The sequence below is a fragment of the Streptomyces sp. NPDC053665 genome (genome assembly GCF_055585285.1).
This window is the reverse complement of sequence record NZ_JBVJKK010000001.1, coordinates 720,672-741,702: the sequence shown is the minus strand read 5'-3', so window position 1 is coordinate 741,702 and position 21,031 is coordinate 720,672. Positions and strand designations below refer to the sequence as shown.

Annotated in this window: 23 protein-coding genes, 1 tRNA gene and 1 riboswitch; of the genes, 17 read left to right on the top strand and 7 right to left on the bottom strand. The window is 73.7% G+C overall.

All coding sequences use genetic code 11. The features are described from left to right. Nucleotides 1-49: 49 nt before the first annotated feature. Together ACZ6ZN_RS03210 and ACZ6ZN_RS03205 are read left to right on the top strand one after the other, a co-directional pair. The gene (locus tag ACZ6ZN_RS03210; RefSeq protein WP_469642688.1) at nucleotides 50-697 is read left to right on the top strand and encodes a helix-turn-helix domain-containing protein; all 648 of its coding nucleotides are present in this window, start codon (nucleotides 50-52) and stop codon (nucleotides 695-697) included. Further along, nucleotides 694-813 carry a DUF6126 family protein gene (locus ACZ6ZN_RS03205; RefSeq protein WP_469642686.1) on the top strand — a complete coding sequence of 40 codons (120 nt, stop codon included), beginning with the start codon at nucleotides 694-696 and terminating at the stop codon, nucleotides 811-813. The genes ACZ6ZN_RS03210 and ACZ6ZN_RS03205 overlap by 4 nt, the downstream gene beginning before the upstream one ends. 31 nt (nucleotides 814-844) lie before the next feature. Here ACZ6ZN_RS03205 and ACZ6ZN_RS03200 read toward each other — a convergent pair whose 3' ends face one another. Further along, the gene (locus ACZ6ZN_RS03200) at nucleotides 845-1,642 is read right to left on the bottom strand and encodes a tyrosine-protein phosphatase (RefSeq protein WP_398107811.1); all 798 of its coding nucleotides are present in this window, start codon (nucleotides 1,640-1,642) and stop codon (nucleotides 845-847) included. Between the two features lie 504 nt (nucleotides 1,643-2,146). Next, nucleotides 2,147-2,301: riboswitch (cyclic di-AMP (ydaO/yuaA leader) on the top strand. A 4-nt stretch (nucleotides 2,302-2,305) separates the two neighbouring features. Between ACZ6ZN_RS03200 and ACZ6ZN_RS03195 the strand changes: the two genes are divergently transcribed. Beyond that, the gene (locus ACZ6ZN_RS03195) at nucleotides 2,306-3,238 is read left to right on the top strand and encodes a M23 family metallopeptidase (RefSeq protein ID WP_469642683.1); all 933 of its coding nucleotides are present in this window, start codon (nucleotides 2,306-2,308) and stop codon (nucleotides 3,236-3,238) included. A 243-nt stretch (nucleotides 3,239-3,481) separates the two neighbouring features. Further along, entirely contained in the window at nucleotides 3,482-4,267 is a 786-nt protein-coding gene (locus ACZ6ZN_RS03190; protein ID WP_398107942.1) for an SGNH/GDSL hydrolase family protein, read from the top strand. Nucleotides 4,268-4,312: 45 nt separating this feature from the next. On the opposite strand, the gene ACZ6ZN_RS03185 is transcribed toward ACZ6ZN_RS03190, so the two are convergent. Together ACZ6ZN_RS03185 and ACZ6ZN_RS03180 are read right to left on the bottom strand one after the other, a co-directional pair. After that, a complete protein-coding gene (locus tag ACZ6ZN_RS03185) occupies nucleotides 4,313-4,927 on the bottom strand; it encodes a TetR/AcrR family transcriptional regulator (protein ID WP_469642681.1) in 615 nt (204 codons plus the stop codon). A 60-nt stretch (nucleotides 4,928-4,987) separates the two neighbouring features. Then, nucleotides 4,988-6,166: a glutamate dehydrogenase gene (locus tag ACZ6ZN_RS03180; RefSeq protein ID WP_469642679.1), complete on the bottom strand. Its 1,179-nt coding sequence runs from the start codon at nucleotides 6,164-6,166 to the stop codon at nucleotides 4,988-4,990. Nucleotides 6,167-6,294: 128 nt separating this feature from the next. Here ACZ6ZN_RS03180 and ACZ6ZN_RS03175 point away from each other — a divergent pair, with 128 nt between their 5' ends. The 12 genes from ACZ6ZN_RS03175 to ACZ6ZN_RS03120 all read left to right on the top strand — a co-directional run bounded on the left by ACZ6ZN_RS03175 (nucleotide 6,295) and on the right by ACZ6ZN_RS03120 (nucleotide 17,435). Then, nucleotides 6,295-7,563, top strand: coding sequence for an MBL fold metallo-hydrolase (locus ACZ6ZN_RS03175; protein WP_451876963.1), 1,269 nt, complete (start codon nucleotides 6,295-6,297; stop codon nucleotides 7,561-7,563). A gap of 569 nt (nucleotides 7,564-8,132) precedes the next feature. Further along, nucleotides 8,133-10,385 (top strand): sensor histidine kinase, encoded by a 2,253-nt coding sequence (locus ACZ6ZN_RS03170; RefSeq protein ID WP_469642676.1) that lies wholly within the window; start codon nucleotides 8,133-8,135, stop codon nucleotides 10,383-10,385. Nucleotides 10,386-10,465: 80 nt separating this feature from the next. Then, on the top strand, nucleotides 10,466-10,900 hold the full coding sequence (locus tag ACZ6ZN_RS03165) for a roadblock/LC7 domain-containing protein (protein WP_086564018.1): 435 nt from the start codon (nucleotides 10,466-10,468) through the stop codon (nucleotides 10,898-10,900). 2 nt (nucleotides 10,901-10,902) lie between these two features. Then, nucleotides 10,903-11,274 (top strand): DUF742 domain-containing protein, encoded by a 372-nt coding sequence (locus ACZ6ZN_RS03160; protein ID WP_333935161.1) that lies wholly within the window; start codon nucleotides 10,903-10,905, stop codon nucleotides 11,272-11,274. Continuing rightward, entirely contained in the window at nucleotides 11,252-11,881 is a 630-nt protein-coding gene (locus ACZ6ZN_RS03155) for a GTP-binding protein (protein WP_469642674.1), read from the top strand. The genes ACZ6ZN_RS03160 and ACZ6ZN_RS03155 overlap by 23 nt, the downstream gene beginning before the upstream one ends. Nucleotides 11,882-11,941: 60 nt before the next feature. Next, entirely contained in the window at nucleotides 11,942-12,514 is a 573-nt protein-coding gene (locus ACZ6ZN_RS03150; protein WP_451876960.1) for a GAF domain-containing protein, read from the top strand. Between the two features lie 178 nt (nucleotides 12,515-12,692). Then, the gene (tdh, locus tag ACZ6ZN_RS03145; protein WP_398107803.1) at nucleotides 12,693-13,721 is read left to right on the top strand and encodes an L-threonine 3-dehydrogenase; all 1,029 of its coding nucleotides are present in this window, start codon (nucleotides 12,693-12,695) and stop codon (nucleotides 13,719-13,721) included. 36 nt (nucleotides 13,722-13,757) lie between these two features. Beyond that, nucleotides 13,758-14,963, top strand: coding sequence for a glycine C-acetyltransferase (locus ACZ6ZN_RS03140; protein WP_451876958.1), 1,206 nt, complete (start codon nucleotides 13,758-13,760; stop codon nucleotides 14,961-14,963). A gap of 18 nt (nucleotides 14,964-14,981) precedes the next feature. Next, nucleotides 14,982-15,899, top strand: a complete 918-nt coding sequence (locus ACZ6ZN_RS03135) for a LysR family transcriptional regulator (RefSeq protein ID WP_398107801.1) — start codon at nucleotides 14,982-14,984, stop codon at nucleotides 15,897-15,899. A gap of 46 nt (nucleotides 15,900-15,945) precedes the next feature. Next, nucleotides 15,946-16,521, top strand: a complete 576-nt coding sequence (locus ACZ6ZN_RS03130; RefSeq protein ID WP_469642670.1) for a helix-turn-helix domain-containing protein — start codon at nucleotides 15,946-15,948, stop codon at nucleotides 16,519-16,521. Beyond that, nucleotides 16,518-17,045, top strand: a complete 528-nt coding sequence (locus ACZ6ZN_RS03125; protein WP_469642668.1) for a GNAT family N-acetyltransferase — start codon at nucleotides 16,518-16,520, stop codon at nucleotides 17,043-17,045. The genes ACZ6ZN_RS03130 and ACZ6ZN_RS03125 overlap by 4 nt, the downstream gene beginning before the upstream one ends. Nucleotides 17,046-17,075: 30 nt before the next feature. After that, on the top strand, nucleotides 17,076-17,435 hold the full coding sequence (locus tag ACZ6ZN_RS03120; protein ID WP_451876955.1) for an MmcQ/YjbR family DNA-binding protein: 360 nt from the start codon (nucleotides 17,076-17,078) through the stop codon (nucleotides 17,433-17,435). 12 nt (nucleotides 17,436-17,447) lie between these two features. Here the strand turns inward: ACZ6ZN_RS03120 and ACZ6ZN_RS03115 are convergent, their stop codons facing one another. Further along, complete coding sequence (locus ACZ6ZN_RS03115) at nucleotides 17,448-18,359, bottom strand: transketolase family protein (protein ID WP_469642666.1); 912 nt, start codon at nucleotides 18,357-18,359, stop codon at nucleotides 17,448-17,450. Nucleotides 18,360-18,424: 65 nt separating this feature from the next. Further along, nucleotides 18,425-19,129 (bottom strand): transketolase, encoded by a 705-nt coding sequence (locus ACZ6ZN_RS03110; protein ID WP_469642665.1) that lies wholly within the window; start codon nucleotides 19,127-19,129, stop codon nucleotides 18,425-18,427. Between the two features lie 136 nt (nucleotides 19,130-19,265). Between ACZ6ZN_RS03110 and ACZ6ZN_RS03105 the strand changes: the two genes are divergently transcribed. Then, a tRNA-Pro gene (locus ACZ6ZN_RS03105) sits at nucleotides 19,266-19,339 on the top strand. A 90-nt stretch (nucleotides 19,340-19,429) separates the two neighbouring features. Here ACZ6ZN_RS03105 and ACZ6ZN_RS03100 read toward each other — a convergent pair. Further along, nucleotides 19,430-19,957 carry an NUDIX hydrolase family protein gene (locus ACZ6ZN_RS03100; RefSeq protein ID WP_398107941.1) on the bottom strand — a complete coding sequence of 176 codons (528 nt, stop codon included), beginning with the start codon at nucleotides 19,955-19,957 and terminating at the stop codon, nucleotides 19,430-19,432. A 143-nt stretch (nucleotides 19,958-20,100) separates the two neighbouring features. After that, nucleotides 20,101-20,913 carry an SAM-dependent methyltransferase gene (locus ACZ6ZN_RS03095; protein ID WP_451879800.1) on the bottom strand — a complete coding sequence of 271 codons (813 nt, stop codon included), beginning with the start codon at nucleotides 20,911-20,913 and terminating at the stop codon, nucleotides 20,101-20,103. Nucleotides 20,914-21,031 lie beyond the last annotated feature (118 nt).

The window sequence follows — 21,031 nt, the reverse complement described above, 5'->3', positions numbered from 1 at the left end:
GAGAGGCAAGAAATTTGCCGCACAGGCAAACCTGCGGCTGAATGGAGGCATGAGCTCCTCCGCAAGCGAGCGGCCCCCAGCGGCCGGCTCGCCGGCCGAACCGGCCCCCGGCGCCCTGCCGGCCGCGGTCGCCCCGCAGCTGCGGGCGCTGCGGCGGCAGGCTTCCCTGACGCTGGAGGCCGCGGCCCGCGCCGCCGGGCTGTCGCCCGCGCACCTGTCCCGGCTGGAGACCGGCCGGCGCCAGCCCTCCCTGCCGATGCTGCTGGCACTCGCCCGCATCTACGGTACGACGGTCTCCGAACTGCTCGGCGAGACGGTCGCCGAACGGGACTCCGTCATCCGCGCCGCCGCCATGGAACCCACCGCGGCGGGCGGCTGGACCTACTGGCAGGCCGGCGCCCCCGGCCGCGGGATGCAGGCTCTGCGCGTGCACGTCCCCTTCGGCTCCCAGGGCGACATCGTGCGCGTCCACCCCGGGGAGGAGTGGCTGCACGTGCTGCGGGGCCGGCTCCGGCTGCGCCTGGCCGACACCCTGCACCGGCTGGCGCCCGGCGACAGCGCCCACTTCGACTCGCTGACCCCGCACCGCATCGCCGCCGAGGACCACGACGGCGTCGACCTGCTCTTCGTGCACACCCTGCTGCAGAGCCCCACGGCCGCCCTGTGCCTGGGCCCCAACCCTGGAGAGACGACATGAGCGACTTGGAGGAGAAGTTCCCCCGGGCCCTGTGGGTGCGCCTGCTGGTCTACCTGATCCTGGGACACGTCTTCGCCGCCTTCATCTACCTGCTGTTCGAGGTCGGGACGAAGTAGATCGCGGCCGGGGCCGGGGTCCGGGAGGGCCTCAGTCCAGCAGCCGCTCGCGCAGCCGCTCCCGGGTCTCGGGAGCGAGCCCCAGCCCCTGCTCCAGATAGGCGTCCACCCCGCCCCAGGTCTCCTCGATCGTGTCGAAGGCGGCCGTCAGGTACTCGGCGCGCGCGTCGAACAGGGGGCTGAGAAGTTCCATGACCTCGGGGGAGTACGCCGAGGCGTGCGAGCTGCTGCGGTGGACCTTGTAGCGGCGGTGCTTGGCGTTCGACTTCAGGTAGTCGTCGACGATCGCCTCCCGCTCGACGCCCACCGCCAGCAGCGTCACCGCCACCGACAGCCCCGCGCGGTCCTTGCCGGCCGCGCAGTGCATCAGTGCCGGGACGCTGTCCTGCGCCAGCGCGTGCAGGACCCGGGAGTGCTCGCCGGTGCGGTCCTTGACGATCGAGCGGTACGAGGCGATCATCCGGGCCGCGCCCTTGCCGTCGGCCAGGATCGCGCGCAACTGGTCCAGGTCGCCGTCGCGGACCATCGTCCAGAACTCGGCGCCGTCGGCCGGGTCGCTCAGGGGCAGGTTCACGTTGCGCACACCCGGCAGCGTGACGTCCGGCCCCTCCAGCTTCTGGTCGGCCGCGTTGCGGAAGTCGAAGATCGTGTGCAGGCCCAGTCCGGCCAGGAAGGCGGCGTCCTCCCCGGTCGCGTGCGCGAGGTGGCCGCTGCGGAACAGCACGCCCGGGCGCACCCGCCGTCCGTCCACCGTCGGCAGTCCGCCGACGTCGCGGAAATTGCGCACTCCGGTCAGCTCGGGCTCCGTCGACGGGACCTGCTGTGTCACGAGGGCTCCTCCCCATCGGTGCCCGCCGCCGCGGCTCGCCGGCGGGCACCACCCGACGATACGACATGCCTGCCTGGGGCAATCAGGTGTCCACAGGCGTCGCCGGCCGTCCCGGCCCTCGAGGGGCGGGCGACGGGGCGGCGGCCTCCCCGGTGCCGGGATCGTCGTCCATGTTGAGCGGAAGTGGCCGTTTGGTCCGAATGAGGCGCTTCGGCCGCTTCGCCACAACGTGCCCTGGTCGGCGCCGAGATGGGGCGAGGAGGCGTGACCATCGTCATATCCGTGACGATGTGTTGTCGCCATGTGCACGTAATTCAGGCGATTATCCGGGACATTGGGAAAAGCCGAAGATCGTGGATCCACGCTCGGTGACGGCGGAGAACACCGGCGCCTCAGGGAAAACACCGTCACGCGCAACCACAGGCTTGTCCCTTCGCGTCCCGGTCGCTTACGTTCCACACCGATCCGGACGGACGCCTAATCCTGCCGCCGCCCGGTGCCCGCACACACTGACCCGACGTACGGCAGGAGCGGGGGACCCACAGGTACGACGCCTGTTCCGGTTCCCGGAACGGCTTGGGGTTCAGTCGCGCCACGGCGCGGCCGGGCATCTCCAGCCCGCACCCGACAGCTCACCTCGCAGGCGACGGAGAGGAATTCGCCATGCCCGCGAAGGGTAAGCACCGCCGTCCCAAGACCCAGCGTTTCACCCGCTCCATCGCCGTCGCCGGCACCGGCGGCGCCGCTCTCGCGCTGCCGCTGATGGGAGCCGCCGGCGCCCACGCCGCCACCCCGCAGACGGCTCCGGACAAGGCGGTCCAGTCCGCTCCGGCCCCGGAGAAGAAGGCCGCCGAGAAGACCGCCGGCGCCCGCACGTACACCGTGAAGGCCGGCGACTACCTCGCGAGGATCGCCGCCGACCAGCACGTCAGCGGTGGCTGGAAGAAGCTGTACGCGGACAACCGCGACGCCGTCGGCGACGACCCGTCGCTGATCCACCCGGGCCTGAAGCTCTCCCTCGGCAAGAAGGCCGCCGCGAGCCAGGCCCCGGCGAAGCCCGCCCCCAAGGCCTCGGCGGAGAAGCCCGCGAAGAAGTCCGCCGCCGAGTCCTCCGCGGACACCTCCGCCAAGGCCGGCACCGCCGCGAAGCCGGCCGCCGCCGCGCCCGCCGCCCAGAGCAACGCCAGTGGCTTCTCGCTGCCGGTGGACGGCGCGTCCGTCGGCACCCCCTACCGCATGTCCGGCAGCATGTGGTCCAGCGGCTACCACACCGGTGTCGACTTCGTCGTCCCGACCGGCACCTCCCTCAAGGCCGTCGGCGCGGGCACGGTCGTCTCCGCCGGCTGGGGCGGCGCGTACGGCAACCAGGTCGTCATCAAGCTCAGCGACGGCAACTACGCCCAGTACGCCCACCTGTCGCAGCTGTCCGTCTCGGTCGGCCAGACCGTGACCGCCGGGCAGCAGATCGGCCTGTCGGGCGCGACCGGCAACGTCACCGGACCGCACCTGCACTTCGAGATCCGCACCACGCCCGACTACGGCTCGGACGTGGACCCGGTCGCCTACCTGCGCTCGCACGGCGTCTCCGTCGGCTGACCGACCGCACCCCCACCTGCCTGACACGCCGCCGAAGGCCGGACCCGAACGACCGGGTCCGGCCTTCGGCGTGTGGCGAGCACCCCCAACGCCCCCGTGGACATGCGTATTCCGAAGTTGACCAACCCTTGGGGAGTGGCCTTTCTCACCGCCCGTCAAGCCCTGCCTACGGTCGCGTAGGTCACATTCGAGGGTGAATCATGAACGGCTGTGGCAGACGATTCGAAGAGTGACAGCAAAGCAGTGATCGGGTCGTACGTGGCGCTGGGGGACAGCTTCACCGAGGGCGTCGGCGACCCCGGCCCCGACGGGGCGTTCGTCGGCTGGGCCGACCGGTTCGCCGTCCTGCTCGCCGACCTGAGGCCCGAGGGCGACTTCCGGTACGCGAACCTCGCCGTGCGCGGCAAGCTCCTCGACCAGATCGTGGCGGACCAGGTGCCGCGGGCCGTCGAACTGGCCCCGGACCTCGTCTCGTTCTGCGCCGGGGGCAACGACATCATTCGGCCCGGCACCGACCCCGACGAGGTGGCCGAGCGCTTCGAGCGGGCGCTGCTGCGGCTCACCGCCGCGGCCGGCACGGTGATGGTGACGACCGGGTTCGACACCCGGGGCGTGCCCGTGCTCAAGCACCTGCGCGGCAAGATCGCCACCTACAACGGACATGTCCGGGCCATCGCCGACCGGTACGGCTGCCCGGTGCTCGACCTGTGGTCCCTGCGCAGTGTCCAGGACCGCCGGGCCTGGGACGCCGACCGGCTGCACCTGTCTCCCGAGGGGCACACACGGGTGGCGCTCCGCGCGGGCCAGGTGATGGGCCTCGACGTGCCCGCCGACCCCGAGCAGGTCTGGCCGCCGCTGCCGCCGCGCGGGGCGTTCGACATGCGGCGCGACAACGTCCAGTGGGCGCGCGAGTTCCTGGTGCCGTGGATCGGGCGCCGGCTGCGCGGCCAGTCCTCCGGCGACCACGTGACGGCCAAGGGGGCCCTGTCCCCGGACGACATCCGGATGCGGATCGCGCCCGTGGCGTGAGACCCGCGCCGGGCGGGCCGGACCGCTACCGGGCGGGCCGGACCGCTACCGGGCGGGCGACGCGGCCGGTTCCAGGCCCAGTTCCCGGGCCAGGGCCTCGTCCGCCCACTGCCGGGCGCGGGCCCGGGGGACCGACCCGGGGTAGGACGTCAGCTGGACGGCGAGGCCGTCGAGGAGGGCGGTGAGGCGGAAGGCGGCCCCCGGGGGATCGGGGCAGGGGAACTCGCCGGCCGCCACGCCCTCCGCGATGACCTCGGCCAGGGCGGCCTTCCACTGCCGGTCGAGATCCTCGGTGACCTCCCGCAGCGCCGGCTCGCGCAACGCGGCCGCCCAGCCCTCGATCCACAGGCGCCAGCCCTTGGCCTGGCCGGTCGGCGCGTACCACCGCACGGCCGACCGCAGCCGGCGCAGCGCCGGGGACCGGCGGCCGAGCAGCCTGCGCAGGTGCGCGAGGTCGGCCTCGGCGGCGTGCCGGAACGCGGCGGCGACCAACTGCTCCTTCGAGGAGAAGTGGTAGAGCACCAGCGCGTTGCTCACCCCGAGCGCCGAGGCCACGTCGGCGATCCTGACCGCCGCCACGCCCCGCGCCTCGATCTGCTCGATGGCGGCCCGCAACAGCTCCCCGCGCCGCTCCGCGACACTCAACCGGACTCTCGTCACACCGTCACCCTATCCACGCGGGCACGGCCCCCGGCGTACGGATCCGGCCGGTCCCGCACGTCAGCGGTGCCAGCCGAACCGGCGCGCCAGCTCCGGCAGCCGGTCCGCCGCGAGCGCGTGCGCGGCGGACCGGGGCGTGGTCCCGTCGGCCTGCGCGCGGGTCAGCGTCCGCTCCACCAGGTCGCGCATCGCACGGCGGATGTGCGCGAACGCCTCCTCGGCGTCGGGGCCGACGTCCCCGAAGAGGGTCCACCACCACCAGGCGTTCGTCCCTGAGTTGACCACGACGTCCGGCAGCACCGTCACGCCCCGCGCGGCCAGCAGGGGCTCCGCCTCCGCCGTGACGGGCATGTTGGCCGCCTCCACGACCCAGCGGGCGGTGATCCGGGCCTGGTTCTCCGCGTCGATCGCGTACGACACGGCCGCCGGCACGAGCACCTCCGCGTCGGCCGACAGCCAGGCGTCGCCGGGCAGTTCGAGGTCGCCGGGGCGCAACACCGAACGGTCGACCGTGCCGTGGGCGTCACGGGCGGCGAGCAGGGCCTCGACGTCCAGCCCCGCCGGGTTGGCGATCGTGCCCTTCAGGTCGGCGACGGCCACGACCGGCAGACCCGCGCGGGAGAGGAACCGGGCCGTGGCCCCGCCCATGGTGCCCAGCCCCTGCAACGCCACCCGGGTCCCCGCGTACGGCACCGCGGCCCGGTCCAGCGCGGTCAGCGCCGCCTTGGCCACCCCGCAGCCGCCGACCAGCTCGTCGAGGCCGATGCCGTCCACCTCGAGGGCGAAGGCGTCCGCCAGCCGGCGCCGGGCCGCCGCCTCGTCCTGCAGCAGCGGGTACACCGCCTGGATCGAGGAGACGAGACCCGCCTCGGCGGCGGCCCGGTCCACCACGTCCTGACCGAGTCCGAGGTCCTCGCCCGTCGTCCAGAAGCTCTCGATGTACGGGCGCATCGCCCGCAGGTACCGCACCAGGAGCGGGTACGCCTCCGGGTCCCGCGGGTCGCAGTCGATGCCGCCCTTGGCGCCGCCGAGCGGGACGTAGCGGCCCGCGGGGTCGTAGTGCAGGGCCTCCTTCAGCGTCATGCCGCGGGCCAGACCCGTCACCTCGTCCAGGGTGCAGCCGGGCCGCATCCGCAGACCGCCGCTGGCGACACCGCGCACCAGCCGGTCGACGACCAGGAAGCCCTGCCGGCCGGTGAGGTGATCGGTCCAGGTGAGGGACATCCAGGGACTGGCCATACGGGCTCCTTCGCCACCGGGCTACTGAATCGCCGGTCAGTATCCCCCCTCGCGGGGCGCCGGTGCACGGGTGGGGCCGGAGGGGCCGACCATAATGGAAAGCCTGACCGACTCCACTTGGAGGTACCGTGGCCGGTTTCCGTACCCTGAGCTCCGGGCTCCGCGCGCTGCGCCCCGGGGCGTTCGGCGCGGACCCGAGCGGCGAGCGCATGGCGCGCATCCGCCGATCGCCCCATTTCGCGGACGGGGTCTTCCAGAACCCCGGCGGCCCCGCGCGGACCCGGCCCTCGGGCTCCACCCTGGACTTCGCGAAGGTCTTCTTCGACAAGGAGACCCGCCCGCGGCGCACCCCGCAGGGCGCCGTGCCGGTGCACTCCACCACGCTCGCGGACATCGCCCGGCCCCCGGCCACCGGCCTGCGGCTGACCTGGACGGGGCACTCCAGCGTCCTCGCGGAGATCGACGGCCGGCGGGTCCTGTTCGACCCGGTGTGGGGCGAGCGCTGCTCGCCGTTCCCCTTCGCCGGCCCCAAGCGGCTGCACCCCGTCCCGCTGCCGCTCGCCGCGCTCGGACCGGTCGACGTGGTGGTCATCTCGCACGACCACTACGACCACCTTGACATGCCCACCATCAAGGCGCTGGCCGGCACGGACACGCTCTTCGCGGTCCCGCTCGGGGTCGGCGCCCACCTGGAGCGCTGGGGCGTGGCGCCCGGCCGGCTGCGCGAGCTGGACTGGCACGAGTCGACCGAGGTCGGCGGTCTCACCCTCACCGCCACCCCCGCCCGGCACTTCTGCGGCCGCGGCCTGCGCAACACCCAGCACACCCTGTGGGCCTCCTGGGTCGTCCAGGGCGAGGAGCACCGGATCTACCACAGCGGGGACACCGGCTACTTCGACGGCTTCAAGGAGATCGGTGCCGCGCACGGCCCGTTCGACGCCACCATGATCCAGATCGGCGCCTACTCCGACTTCTGGCCGGACATCCACATGACCCCGGAGGAGGGCATGCGCGCCCACCTGGACCTCCAGGGCGGGCCGGACCACGGCCTGATGCTGCCGATCCACTGGGCGACCTTCAACCTGGCCACGCATCCGTGGGCGGAGCCGGGCGAGGGGACGCTGCGGGCCGCCCGCGCCGTGGGGGCCCGGATCGCCCTGCCCCACCCGGGCGAGCCGTTCGAGCCGACGGCCGAGTCCGTCCCCTCGGAGCCGTGGTGGCGCGGGGTGGCGCTCGCTTCGTCGGGCCGCCGTCCGGCGGCCGTCGAGGCCGTCACCGACAGCACGATCAAGACGGTGTCCGACCGGGCAGCCGTGGCCCAGGCCGATACGGTGAGTGACGGTGACCGGAAGGCCGGTACGGGCACCGAGGGCGCCGAGTCGCTTCCGGCGGGCTGAGCCGGGGCGCACGAACGATGGACGGCGAGGGCCGGGGAGCGGATGGCTCCCCGGCCCTCGCCGTCTTCGTGTGACCGTCTCTGACCAGGTCGGATCGCACTGCTGCCGTTCCTGACCGAAATCCTGAGGGGGTTATCGGTCTGTCGTACGAGCCCTCATACCAGAGCGGGACGCTCTCCGTATGAGTTTGTCAACTGCCCACCGCACATGATGCGCTGACGACTACTGTCAGTGGCCGTCGGGAAACGGACGGACCAAGGAGCGGGGGCCGGCACGTGCAGGCGCAAGGCGGACGAGGGAGTCGACGCGGCGGGGACCCCCGCTGCCCGCGCACCACCGACGCCGGCGCCGCCGCGGGCCCCGGCCCGGGACGCCACGCCAACCCGGACCGGAACGCCGCCGGACGGCCGCGGAGCGAGGCCGCCGACACCCGCGGCGCACGGCAGCGGCCACGCGAAGCCGGGCGCACCACCCAAGGCGCCCCGGCGCGCCAGCGGCCACGCGAACCCCGGCGCACCACCGCGAGCGCCCCTGGCCCCGACGCCCGACGGACCAGCACGAGGACACCGATGTCACACCTCCGGCCACCGGCCGCACGCGCAGACCGCCGTGAGGGCGGGCGGCACGGGCGGCCGGCCTCTCGCCCCGCACCCGCGCTGCCCGAGACCCACATACGGTCCCAGTTGCTGCGCATCGCCGTGCTGCCGCCGGTCGCCGTCGCCCTCAGCGGCTGCGCGGCCGTCCTTTTCACCGTCCGTTCCACCGGCGCACGCCCCGGGCTCACCCTGTGGGCCGTGCTCGCCGGCGCGCTGTCGGTGACCCTCGTCGCCCTCGTCGTGGCCGCGGTGGCCGCCGGCCGCGCCGCCCGGTCCGTGCACGACCGCGTCGGCGTCCTGCGCCGCGCCACCGCACGGCGCGAGGCCGACCTGCGGGCCCTGGTGGAGGCGCTGCGGCGCGGCGACGGACCGCCGCAGGCCGGGACGCGGGACCACAGCGGCGGCCCCGGCGCGGACACCGACGACCTCGATCTGCTCAGCGCCGATCTGACCCGGGCACACGACAGCGCGGTCACCGCCGTCGTGCAGGCCTCCCAGCTCTCCAGCCAGGCGGGGAGCGAGCAGAAGCTCGAGGTGTTCGTGAACCTCGCCCGGCGGCTGCAGTCGCTGGTCCACCGCGAGATCTCCATCCTCGACGAGCTGGAGAACGAGATGGAGGACCCCGACCTGCTCAAGGGGCTCTTCCACGTCGACCACCTCGCCACCCGCATCCGCCGTCACGCCGAGAACCTCGCGGTGCTCGGCGGGGCCGTCTCCCGGCGGCAGTGGAGCAACCCCGTCGACATGACCGAGGTGCTGCGGTCGGCCATCGCCGAGGTCGAGCAGTACTCCCGGGTCAAACTCGTCCCGCCGATCGACGGGCAGCTGCGCGGGCACGCCGTCGCCGACGTCATCCACCTGCTGGCCGAACTCGTCGAGAACGCCACGGTGTTCTCCGCCCCGCACACCCAGGTCCTGCTGCGCGCCAATCTCGTCACGTCCGGGCTCGCCGTCGAGGTCGAGGACCGCGGCCTCGGCATGCCCGTCGAGGAGCAGACGCGGATGAACGCGCTGCTCGCCGACCCGGACCAGGTGAACGTCGCACGGCTCCTCGCGGACGGCCGCATCGGCCTGTTCGTCGTCTCGCAGCTCGCCCGGCGGCACGGCATCACCGTCCGCCTCCAGTCCAACATCTACGGCGGCGTCCAGGCCGTGCTCGTGGTGCCGCAGGCGCTGCTCGGGGCGGAGGCCGGGGCGCCGGCGGCGGGTGCGGAGCCGCAGGGTGGGGTCGTGACGGGTGCGGTGGCGACGGGCGGGCAGCCCTCCCCGCTCCCACAGCTGCCGCGGACCGGGCAGGCAGGGCAGTCCGATCAGGCCGGGCAGTCCGGGCAGGCCGGGCAGCACCGACAGGTCGGCGGGAGCGGGCCGGGCGGGGAGAGCGGGCAGGGGGGAAGGCACGCGGCGAACGGCCGGTCCGCGGCATCCGCTCCGACCCCGACGGGTGCCGGTGGCGGTGCCGACGCCGTACCCGACAAGGGCGGTCAGCCGGCCCGTCCGCCCGCGGGCGCCCCCGCACCCCTGCCGGTACGCGGCGCCCGCCGTGAGCGGCCCACCCCGGCCGAGGCAGCGCCCGGTATCAATCCGGAAGTTCGGTCCGTGCTGGCCGCGCACGGCTCCGCACCCCCCGTCCCCCGCAACGGCGCCGTGCGCGGCACCATGGGCAAGCCCCAACTGCCCCGCCGCCGCGCCCAGGAGCACATCGCACCGCAGTTGCGCGACGGCCCCGCGCCGCGGCAGGACCCCGAGTTCCTCGTGGGCCACGACCCGGGCCTGATGGCCGCGTTCCAGCGCGGCATCAGCCTCGCCGAGGCGCAACAGAGCCTGGAGACAGGGGACATGGCGTGGGGGGACACGGTGCCGGCCCACCTGGAGTCCGCGCACCCGGCCCCGCCCCACAGCGCCCGGCCCCCCATGGCCCCACCGCACACAGCCCCGGCCCCCATGGACGCGCCGCACACAGCCCCGGCCCCCATGGACCCTGCGCACACAGCCCCGGCCCCCATGGACCCGCCGCACACAGCCCGGGCCCCCATGGACCCTGCGCACATGACGGCGACGCACAGGGACTCGGCACCCGGGGACTCCGCGCTGAGAGGACTCAGCCCTCTGCGGCCGGTGCGGTCCCAGCCGCTGACCACCGAGGTGTCCCCGGCCGCCCCGGCCCCCGGGCCGCGGCCCGACCACACGACCACCGACCGGCGGGACGGGAGCGCCCCCGCCGGATGACCACCCCCCGTCCCACCCCCACCCCTGCCCCCACCCCCAGCGCTCCCGCAGACCTTCGCACCCCAAGGAGTCGATCCACCATGGCGAGCGACGCGCCGACCGCCCACGTATCCGACCTCGACTGGCTGATGAGCGGGCTCGTGCAGCGCGTACCGCACACGAGCGCCGCGGTGCTGCTGTCCTGCGACGGGCTCGTGAAGTCCGTGCACGGCCTGGACCCGGACAGCGCCGACCACATGGCCGCCCTGGCCTCCGGCCTGTACTCGCTGGGCCGCAGCGCCGGGGTCCGCTTCGGCGACGGCGGCGACGTCCGCCAGGTCGTCGTCGAACTGGCCTCGACCCTGCTGTTCGTGACCACCGCCGGGTCCGGCACCTGCCTCGCCGTGCTCGCCGGCCGCGAGGCCGACGCGGCCGTGCTCGGCTACGAGATGGCCATGCTGGTCAAGAGCGTCCGCCCCTACCTGGTGACCGCGCCCCGGCAGCAGTCCGTCGAATCCCCGGCGATGAGGCCTTGAGCGTGACGGCGGCCGGTGACGGGCCCTGGCTCGACGACGCGGCCGGGCGCCTCGTGCGCCCGTTCACGGTCAGCAACGGCCGGACCCGTCCCACCGTCGCGCTCGACCTCGTGTCCCAGGTGATGGCCACCGGGGCGACCCCCCTCGGCTACCTCGGCCCCGAACACACCCAGGCGCTGGAACGGTGCCGGGTGCCCGTCGCGGTCGCCGAGGTGGCCGCCCACCTGAAACTGCCGGTGGCCGTCACCAAGGTGCTGCTGGCCGACCTCGTCGACTGCGGGGCGTTGACGACCAAGCCCCCCGCGTTCCACCACAACCCGACGGACCGGGCTCTTCTGGAGGCAGTGCTCGATGGACTACGACGACAGCTCTGACTACGCCGGCGGACCCGGCCACGGTGCCGATCCCTTCCCCACCGCGCTGAAGATCCTGGTGGCGGGCGGGTTCGGCGTGGGCAAGACCACCTTCGTCGGCGCGGTCAGCGAGATCGCGCCGCTCAGCACCGAGGAGCTGCTCACCACCGTCGGCGCCACCACCGACAACCTCGACGGCATCGAGAACAAGCTCGAGACGACCGTGGCGATGGACTTCGGCCGCATCACACTCGACGCGGAGCACGTGCTGTACCTGTTCGGCACCCCGGGCCAGGAGCGCTTCTGGTTCATGTGGGACGAGCTGTGCGAGGGCGCGCTGGGCGCGGTGATCCTCGCCGACACCCGCCGCCTCCAGGAGTGCTTCGCCGCCGTCGACTTCTTCGAACAGCGCGGGCTCGGCTTCATCGTCGCCGTCAACGAGTTCGACGGCGCCCACCGCTACGACCCCGAGGAGGTCCGGGGCGCCCTCGACCTGCCCGCGGACATCCCGGTCGTCCGTTGCGACGCCCGGATCTCCAGCTCCGGGGTGCAGACCCTGCTCACCCTGGTGCGCCACCTCATCGCCCACACACCCGCCCCCACCACGGGGTACAGCGCCCACATGTGACCGACCGACACCGCCACGGAGTGCCTCCATGACGCCTGCCCACAGCCCCGGACCACGCCCATGACCTACGACCCGCCGCGCCCGGCCGGTCGTCTCCTGCTCACCCCCGAGGACACGGAGGCCCCCGCCCGCGCTCGCCGACTGCGCGGGATGGGCCTCGGGGACCACCCCGAACCCGCCCTCGACGCGTTCGCCCAGCGCCTCGCCGACGTCACGGGGGCGCCGTACGCGATGGTCAACTTCCCCGGCGAGCAGGGGCAGTTCTACGCGGGCCTGGCCGTCCCGGCCGTCCCGCCGGCCGTGCGGAGCGACGGCACCGGTCCGCGCCTGGGCCGTGTGCTGCCCCGCGACCACGGCTTCTGCCCCCATGTGGTGGCGCGCCGCAAGGCCCTGGCCCTGGAGGACGTCCGCGACTACCCGCGCTTCGCGGGCAACCCGGTGGTCGACGAGTTCGGCATCCGCTCCTACCTCGGGGCGCCGCTGCTGGACGGCTCCGGGGTGGTGCTGGGCACCGTCAGCGTCGCCGACGTCCAGCCGCGGCCGTGGGGCAGACCCGGCCTGACGGCGATCAAGGAACACGCCGCGCTGCTCTCCGCCGAGCTGGAGCGCCGCGAGGGTCTGCCGCCGCACTGAGCCCACCGGCACCGGCCGCCACCGGGGCGTGAAGCAAAGCTGAGGCGGCGCTTAAGAAATCCTCGATGGACCGGGTGCGCCGTCGTACGGCAGATTGCTGTGCGATCCCACTCCTCTCCCGGCCCAGGGGTTCCTTCGGCATGCCCGGAGCCGGGACTCACCCCCTGGAGCCGTAGCGGTGAAGGCGCTGGTCAAACAGAAGGCGGAGCCCGGCCTGTGGCTGGCGGACGTACCCGAGCCGGTCATCGGCCCCGGGGACGTCCTGATCAAGGTGCTGCGCACCGGCATCTGCGGCACCGACCTGCACATCCGCGCCTGGGACGGCTGGGCCCAGCAGGCCATCAGCACCCCGCTCGTGGTCGGGCACGAGTTCGTCGGCGAGGTCGTCGAGACCGGCCGCGACGTCACCGAGGTCTCCGTCGGCGACCGGGTCAGCGGCGAGGGCCACCTGGTGTGCGGCAAGTGCCGCAACTGCCTCGCGGGCCGCCGCCACCTGTGCCGGGCCACCGTGGGACTGGGGGTCGGCCGGGACGGCGCGTTCGCCGAGTACGTGGCCCTGCCCGCCGGGAACGTCTGGGTGCACCGGGTGCCCGTCGACCTCGACGTGGCCGCCATCTTCGACCCCTTCGGCAACGCCGTGCACACCGCGCTGTCCTTCCCGCTCGTCGGCGAGGACGTCCTGGTCACCGGCGCGGGCCCGATCGGCCTGATGGCCGCAGCCGTGGCCCGGCACGCGGGAGCGCGCAACGTCGTGATCACCGACGTCAGCGAGGAGCGGCTGGAACTCGCCCGCAAGATCGGCGTCAGTCTCGCGCTGAACGTCTCCGGGGCCACCATCGCCGACGGGCAGCGCACGCTCGGACTGCGCGAGGGCTTCGACATCGGCCTGGAGATGTCCGGCCGCCCCGAGGCGATGCGCGACATGATCGCCAACATGACGCACGGCGGCCGGATCGCGATGCTCGGCCTGCCCGCCGAGGAGTTCCCCGTCGACTGGGCCCGCGTCGTCACCTCGATGATCACCATCAAGGGCATCTACGGCCGCGAGATGTTCGAGACCTGGTACGCCATGTCCGTCCTGCTCGAAGCGGGCCTGGACCTCGCGCCCGTCATCACCGGCCGCTACGGCCACCGCGACTACGAAGCGGCGTTCGAGGACGCGGCGAGCGGCCGCGGCGGCAAGGTCATCCTCGACTGGACCGCGTAACCCCCTCCCTCCGCGAGCACCTTAGGAGCTTCCCCGATGTTCGACTCCGTGCGCGACGACCTGCGCGCCACCCTCGACGAGATCCGGGCCGCCGGACTGCACAAGCCCGAGCGCGTCATCGGCACCCCGCAGTCCGCCACCGTGAACGTCACCGCGGGCGGCCGCCCCGGCGAGGTCCTCAACTTCTGCGCCAACAACTACCTCGGCCTGGCCGACCACCCCGAGGTCGTCGCCGCCGCCCACGAGGCCCTGGACCGCTGGGGCTACGGCATGGCCTCCGTCCGCTTCATCTGCGGCACGCAGGAGGTGCACAAGGAGCTGGAGGCGAGGCTGTCGGCGTTCCTCGGCCAGGAGGACACGATCCTGTACTCCTCCTGCTTCGACGCCAACGGCGGTGTCTTCGAGACGCTGCTCGGCCCGGAGGACGCGGTCATCTCCGACGCGCTGAACCACGCCTCGATCATCGACGGCATCCGGCTGTCCAAGGCCCGCCGCCTGCGCTACGCCAACCGCGACCTGGCCGAACTGGAGGCCCGCCTGAAGGAGGCCTCCGACGCGCGCCGCCGCCTGATCGTCACCGACGGTGTCTTCTCCATGGACGGCTACGTCGCCCCGCTGCGCGAGATCTGCGACCTGGCCGACCGCTACGACGCGATGGTCATGGTCGACGACTCCCACGCGGTCGGCTTCGTCGGCCCCGGCGGCCGCGGCACGCCCGAGCTGCACGGCGTCATGGACCGCGTCGACATCATCACCGGCACCCTCGGCAAGGCCCTCGGCGGCGCCTCCGGCGGCTATGTCGCCGCCCGCGCCGAGATCGTCGCCCTGCTGCGCCAGCGCTCGCGGCCGTACCTGTTCTCCAACACCCTCGCCCCGGTGATCGCGGCCGCCTCCCTGAAGGTGCTCGACCTGCTGGAGTCCGCGGACGACCTGCGCGTGCGGCTGGCGGAGAACACGGCCCTCTTCCGCGGCCGGATGACCGAGGAGGGCTTCGACGTCCTGCCCGGCGACCACGCCATCGCGCCGGTCATGATCGGCGACGCGGCGGTCGCCGGACGCATGGCCGAACTGCTGCTGGAGCGCGGGGTGTACGTGATCGGCTTCTCGTACCCGGTCGTGCCGCAGGGCCAGGCCCGGATCCGGGTCCAGCTGTCGGCGGCGCACTCCACGGACGACGTGAACCGCGCCGTGGACGCCTTCGTGGCGGCCCGGGCGGAGCTGGAGGCCGAAAACAGCCGGTGACCTGAGAGAATCGGTCGCATGATCGAGGCGCGGCGGCTCCACATCCTCCGTGCGGTGGCCGACCACCGCACCGTGACGGCGGCTGCCGCCGCGCTGTACCTCACCCCTTCGGCCGTGTCCCAGCAGCTGGCCGCGCTGGAGCAGGAGACCGGCCACCGGCTGGTCGAGCGCGGAGCCAAGGGCGTGCGGCTCACCCCGGCCGGCGAGATCCTGCTCAGCCACACCAATGTGGTCCTCGCCCAGCTGGAGCGGGCCGAGGCCGAGCTGGCCGCCTACGGCTCGGGGGAGGCGGGGACGGTCACCGTCGCCGCCTTCGCCACCGGCATCGCCCTGGTGGTGGCGCCCGCGGTCGCCCGGCTCGCCGAGTCGGCGCCGGGCATCCGCATCCGCGTCCAGGACGCGGAGGGCGACGCCAGCCTGCCCATGGTGCTGGACCGGCAGGTGGACGTGGCCGTGGCCGTCGAGTACCGGGGCGCCCCGCCCGCCGACGATCCGCGCCTGGCGCACGTGCCGCTGTACGCGGAGCCCTTCGACGCGGTCGTGCCCGTCAGCCACCGGCTGGCCGGGGCGGCGGAGGTGCCGCTCGCCGAACTCGGCAAGGACCCTTGGATCGGCCCCTACCCGGGCAACCCCTGCCACGACGTGGTGGTCCTGGCCTGCGAGAACGCCGGATTCCAGCCCCGTATGGAGCACTCCTCCGACGACTTCCGCGCGGTCGTCGCACTCGCTTCGGCCGACGTGGGGGTGGCGCTCGTGCCGCGCTCGGCGCTGCGCGGCATGGACCTCACCGGGGTGGTCGTCCGTCCCGTCGACGGCACCGCCCCGACCCGGCGGGTCTTCGCCGCCGTACGCCGTGGGGCCGAGGAGCACCCGCTGATCCGCCCGGTCCTGGAGGCGCTGAGCGCGGCGGCCCAGGCGCAGCCGCTGCCGGTGTGAGGACTCCGTAACCCGGCTGTCTCACATCAGGGATAGCGTCCCGGATATGAGAAGCGACGACGACGCGGACCCCGTGGACGTGCGGCTGGGCGCGCGCCTGGCCGAGCTGCGGGCCGCGCAGGGCTGGTCCCTGGGCGAACTGGCCGAACGCAGCGGCGTCAGCCGGTCCACCCTGTCCCGGGCCGAGCGCGCCGAGACCAGCCCCACGGCCGCCCTGCTCAACCGCCTGTGCGCCGTCTACGGGCAGACCATGTCGCAGCTGCTCAGCGAGGTCGAGGCAGAACCCGCACCCGTGGTCCGGGCCGGGGCCCAGCCCGTCTGGCAGGACCGGGCCTCCGGCTTCGTCCGGCGGGCCGTCTCGCCCCCGCACCCGGCACTGCGCGGCGAACTCGTCGAGGGCCGCCTCGCCGCCGGCGCCGACCTCGCCTACGACCGCCCCCCGGTGGCGGGACTGGAGCAGCACGTCTGGGTCCTGGACGGCACCCTGGACGTCACCGTGGAGGGCGCCGAGCACCACCTGGCCACCGGTGACTGCCTGCGGATGCGGGTGTGGGGACCGACCAGGTTCCGGTGCACCGCACCCGGCGGGGTGCGCTACCTCCTGGCGGTGGTGCGGCCGTGAGGCGTCTGGACGCGACCGGGGTGCGCCGGCACGCGGGAGGGCTGGCGGACCTGCTGGCCGACACCGTGCGCGGCGGGGCGTCGATCGGGTTCCTCGCCCCGCTCGGCCGCGCCGAGGCCCTCGCCTGGTGGGGCGAGCGGGCCGCCGACGTGGCGGCGGGCCGGCTCGCCGTCTGGACGGTGCACGACGGCGGCCGGGTGCTCGGCACCGTGAGCCTCGCCTTCGCCGCCAAGCCCAACAGCCGCCACCGGGCCGAACTCGTCAAGCTGATGGTGCACCGCGAGGCGCGCGGACGGGGGCTGGGGCGCCGGCTCCTGGCCACCGCCGAGACCGCCGCCGTCGCCTCCGGCGTCACGCTCCTGCACCTGGACACCGAGACCGGCAGTCCCGCCGAGCGGCTGTACCGCTCCGCGGGCTGGACCCCGGCCGGCACGGTCCCCGACTACGCGGCGAGCCCCGAAGGCGTGCTGCGGCCGACGACGATCTACTACAAGCGGCTCACGGCCCCCACGCCCACCGGCTGACTGTCAGTGCCGGCCGCTACGGTGCCTGCCATGCCGGATGCCGAAGACGTACGACGGATCGCCCTGTCCCTGCCGGACACGACGGAGAAGGTCGCCTGGAACATGCCCACGTTCCGGGTCGCGGGCAAGATGTTCGCCACCCTGCCCGAGGAGGAGACCTCGATCGCCGTGCGCTGCCCCAAGGAGGAGCGGGACGAACTGGTGCTCGCCGAGCCGGACAAGTTCTGGATCGCCGACCACGAGTCGTCGTTCGCCTGGGTGCGGGCCCGGCTCGACGCGCTGGAGGGCGAGGAGGAACTGCGGGACATCCTGGCCGATTCCTGGCGCCAGGCCGCCCCCACCCGGCTCCTGGAGGCCCACCCCCGGCTCGGTCTCCCGGCGGGAGGATGACCGCCTCGGGGCTCACGCGGCGGCGGCCGCCCCGGTGAAGGCCGCGATGCGCTCCCTGAGCGAGGCCGCGTCCAGGCCGTGCGCGGCGACGTGCTCCTCCAGCCGCCCGTACCGCCGCAGTTCACGGCGTCCCACCCCCAGTCCCAGCACCCGGTGCGGCACCGCCGACAGCGCGTCGTTCACGGCGGCCGTCGACGTGCCCGCCAGGTAGGGCTCCACCAGGACGACGTCCGTCCCGGCCGCCTCCGTGGCCCGGCGGAGGGCGGCCGCGTCGAAGGGGCGGACGGTGGTCGCGTACAGCACGGTCACGTCGAGGCCCTCGGTGGCGGCGAGCACCGCGTCGAGCATCGGCCCGACGGCGACCACGACACCGCGGCGGCCCTCGCGGACGGTCAGGAGGCGCGCCCCGTCGACGGGCAGGGCCCGCTCGCCGGACTGCACCGACAGCCGCACGTAGACCTTGTCGTCGCCCGCGGCGACGGCGTGCCGCAGCAGCGTCTCGGCCTCGTCGGGGTGGCCCGGCACATGGACGGTCCAGCCGTCGAGGGTGTCGAGCAGCGCCACGTCGCCGGGCGCCATGTGCGTGTAGCCGCCGGCGGGCCAGTCGTACGAGGCGGCCGCGCTCACCAGGACCGCGCCCGCGTCCTGATGCCCGAGATCCAGTTTGACCTGCTCGAAGGGCCGCTCCACGAGGAAGCTGGCGAAGGTGTGCACCACGGGGCGCAGCCCGGTCAGCGCGAGGCCCGCGGCCGCGCCGATCAGCAACTGCTCGCGGATGCCGACGTTGATCACCCGGCCGGGGTGGCGCCGGGCGGCCTCGTCGAAGCCGCTCACACCGATCTCGGCGAGGACCACGGCGACCCGGGGGTCCTCGTCGAGCAGCCGGGAGACGACAGGGGCGAAGCGGTCACGCATGGTGTCCATGGGGTCGGGGTTCCCTTTCGGAGAGGTCGGGGCGGCGTCGGCCGCCCGGTGGACGGACGGCCGGATCAGCCGGTCTTCGGCTCGACCCGGGCCACGACCGCGTGCGGACGGCCCGGGTGCGGCGCGGTGAACGCGGCGTGCAGGGCCTCGTGGTCGCGCCCGTCGACGGTCAGCGCGGACCAGCCGGCCGCCTCGAAGCGGGCGGCGATCCCGCCCGGCCGCGCGTAGGTCGCCGAGGCGTTGTCGACGACGACGGTGTGCAGTCGCTCCAGGCCGGCGGGACCGGCGAAGGCGATCGCCTCGTGGTTGCTGCCCTCGTCCAGCTCGGCGTCGCCGACGAGCGTCCACACCCGCGGCGCGTCCAGCCCCTGCGCGCGCAGCCCCAGCGCGGTGCCGACGGCGATCGGCAGCCCGTGTCCCAGTGAGCCGCTGCCGATCTCGGCTCCCGGCACCAGCGTGCGGTCGGGGTGGTGGCCGAGCGGGGAGTGGTAGGAGCCGAAGTCCGCCAGCCATTCCACCGGCAGGAAGCCCCGGGCGGCCAGCACGGCGTAGTACGCCATCGGCCCATGGCCCTTCGACAGCAGGAACCGGTCCCGCTCCCGATCCGAGATCCGCTGCGGGTCGACCCGCAGCACCCGGTCGTAGAGCACCCACAGCACGTCCAGGGTCGAGGTGGCGGCCGGTCCGTGCTTCTCGTCGCCGGTCATCAGGGCCATCAGCCCCGGCAGGTCGGCGTAGCCGTACGCAGAGATCCGTGTCGCGTGTGTCATGTCCCCGAGCGTGCAACCTCGAGCAAGGTCGAGGTCAAGCGGCGGGACGACGAAAACGGGTGCGCGATCACCGGCGCGAGTGCGGTATGGTTTCCCTGCGCGTTCGGCCGGGGGAAACCCCAGGTCAGACGGGCAACGGGACGTGGCGCAGCTTGGTAGCGCACTTGACTGGGGGTCAAGGGGTCGCAGGTTCAAATCCTGTCGTCCCGACAGCATCGACCAGCGGGTCAGCCGGCATCGGCTGACCCGCTGGTCGTCGTGCGGGTGGCCGCCGCAAGGCCGCGGCGGCCACGCGCGAGGTCAGATCACGCAGCCCGCGTGGGACAGCGCCTGCTTCAGCAGCACCCCGTGGCCGCCCGGCATCTCGCTCTGCACCGCCGGCGACAGCGCCTCCTGTGGGCTGAACCACACCAGGTCCAGCGCGTCCTGCCGGGGCCGGCAGTCGCCCGTCACCGGCACGATGTACGCGAGGGACACCGCGTGCTGGCGCGGGTCGTGGTACGGCGTGATGCCGTGCGTCGGGAAGTACTCCGCGACCGTGAACGGCTGGAGCGAGGCCGGGACGCGGGGCAGGGCGACCGGACCGAGGTCCTTCTCCAGGTGCCGCAGCAGCGCGTCGCGGACCCGCTCGTGGTGCAGCACGCGGCCGGAGACCAGCGTCCGGCTGACCGTTCCGTCGGGCCCTATGCGCAGCAGCAGGCCGACACTGGTCACTTCGCCGCTGTCGTCGACACGCACGGGCACGGCCTCGACGTACAGGATCGGCATGCGGGCGCGCGCCATCTCCAGCTCGTCGGAGGACAGCCAGCCGGGCGTGGTTTCGGTCATGTCAGACATCGCTTGATCATACTTTCAGCCGTTCGGACTTCCTGGGTAGCAGCTCCCAGAGAACTGTGACCGTCCACACCCCCGTTCAATCGTCCTTCGGCTGTCGGCGGAGCCGCCGGCCGCGCGGCGGCCCGCCACGGGCGTCAGGGTTTGACGGCCACCGCGCCGTACTGCGGTACCAGCACGGCCGCGCCGGGGTCGGCCCGCCACTGCCCGCACGACACCAGCCCCGGCTCCAGCAGGTCCAGACCCTCGAAGAACGCGGCGATGTCCGCGCCGCTGCGCGCGGTGATCGGGGGAGTGGCGTTCTCGTTCCAGAACTCCATCGCCGGGATCTGGCCGGCGCCGCCGAGCTCCTCGTCGAACGTCGGGTGGGTCAGCACCAGGTGACTGCCGGAGGGCACGGCGGCCATCACCCGGCGCACGATCTCGCGGGCCTTGTCGACGTCCAGGACGAAGTTGAGGATCCCCAGCATCATCACGGCGACCGGCCGCGTGAAGTCGAGGGTGTCCGCAGCCCGTTCGACGATGGCCTGCGGGTCGTGCACGTCGGCGTCGATGTACGCGGTGACGCCCTCCCGCGTGCCGGTGAGCAGCGTCCGGGCGTGCACCAGCACGATCGGGTCGTTGTCGACGTAGACGATGCGGGAGTCCGGGGCGATCCGCTGGGCGATCTCGTGGGTGTTGTCCGCGGTCGGCAGGCCCGTGCCGATGTCGAGGTACTGCCGTACCCCGGCCTCGCCGGCCAGGAACGACACGGCGCGGCCCAGGAAGTCCCGGTCCGCCCGGGCGATGTCCCGGATGATCGGGAACATGCCGGCGACGTGCTCGCCGACCCGCTGGTCGACCTCGTAGTTGTCCTTGCCGCCGATCCAGTAGTTCCACACGCGCGCGTTGTGCGCCACACCGGTGTTCAGCCGCGCCGATCCTCCCGAAGGGGTGTGGCCATCACTCACGACTCGTCCTCTCCTCGCACGAACGACCGATCGGTCATGGCCGCCATTGTGCCGCGCCGATGATCACGGTGTCCCGCGAATCGGCGCAGCGGGCGGTGCCGAGGGAGGGGTGGCCCGC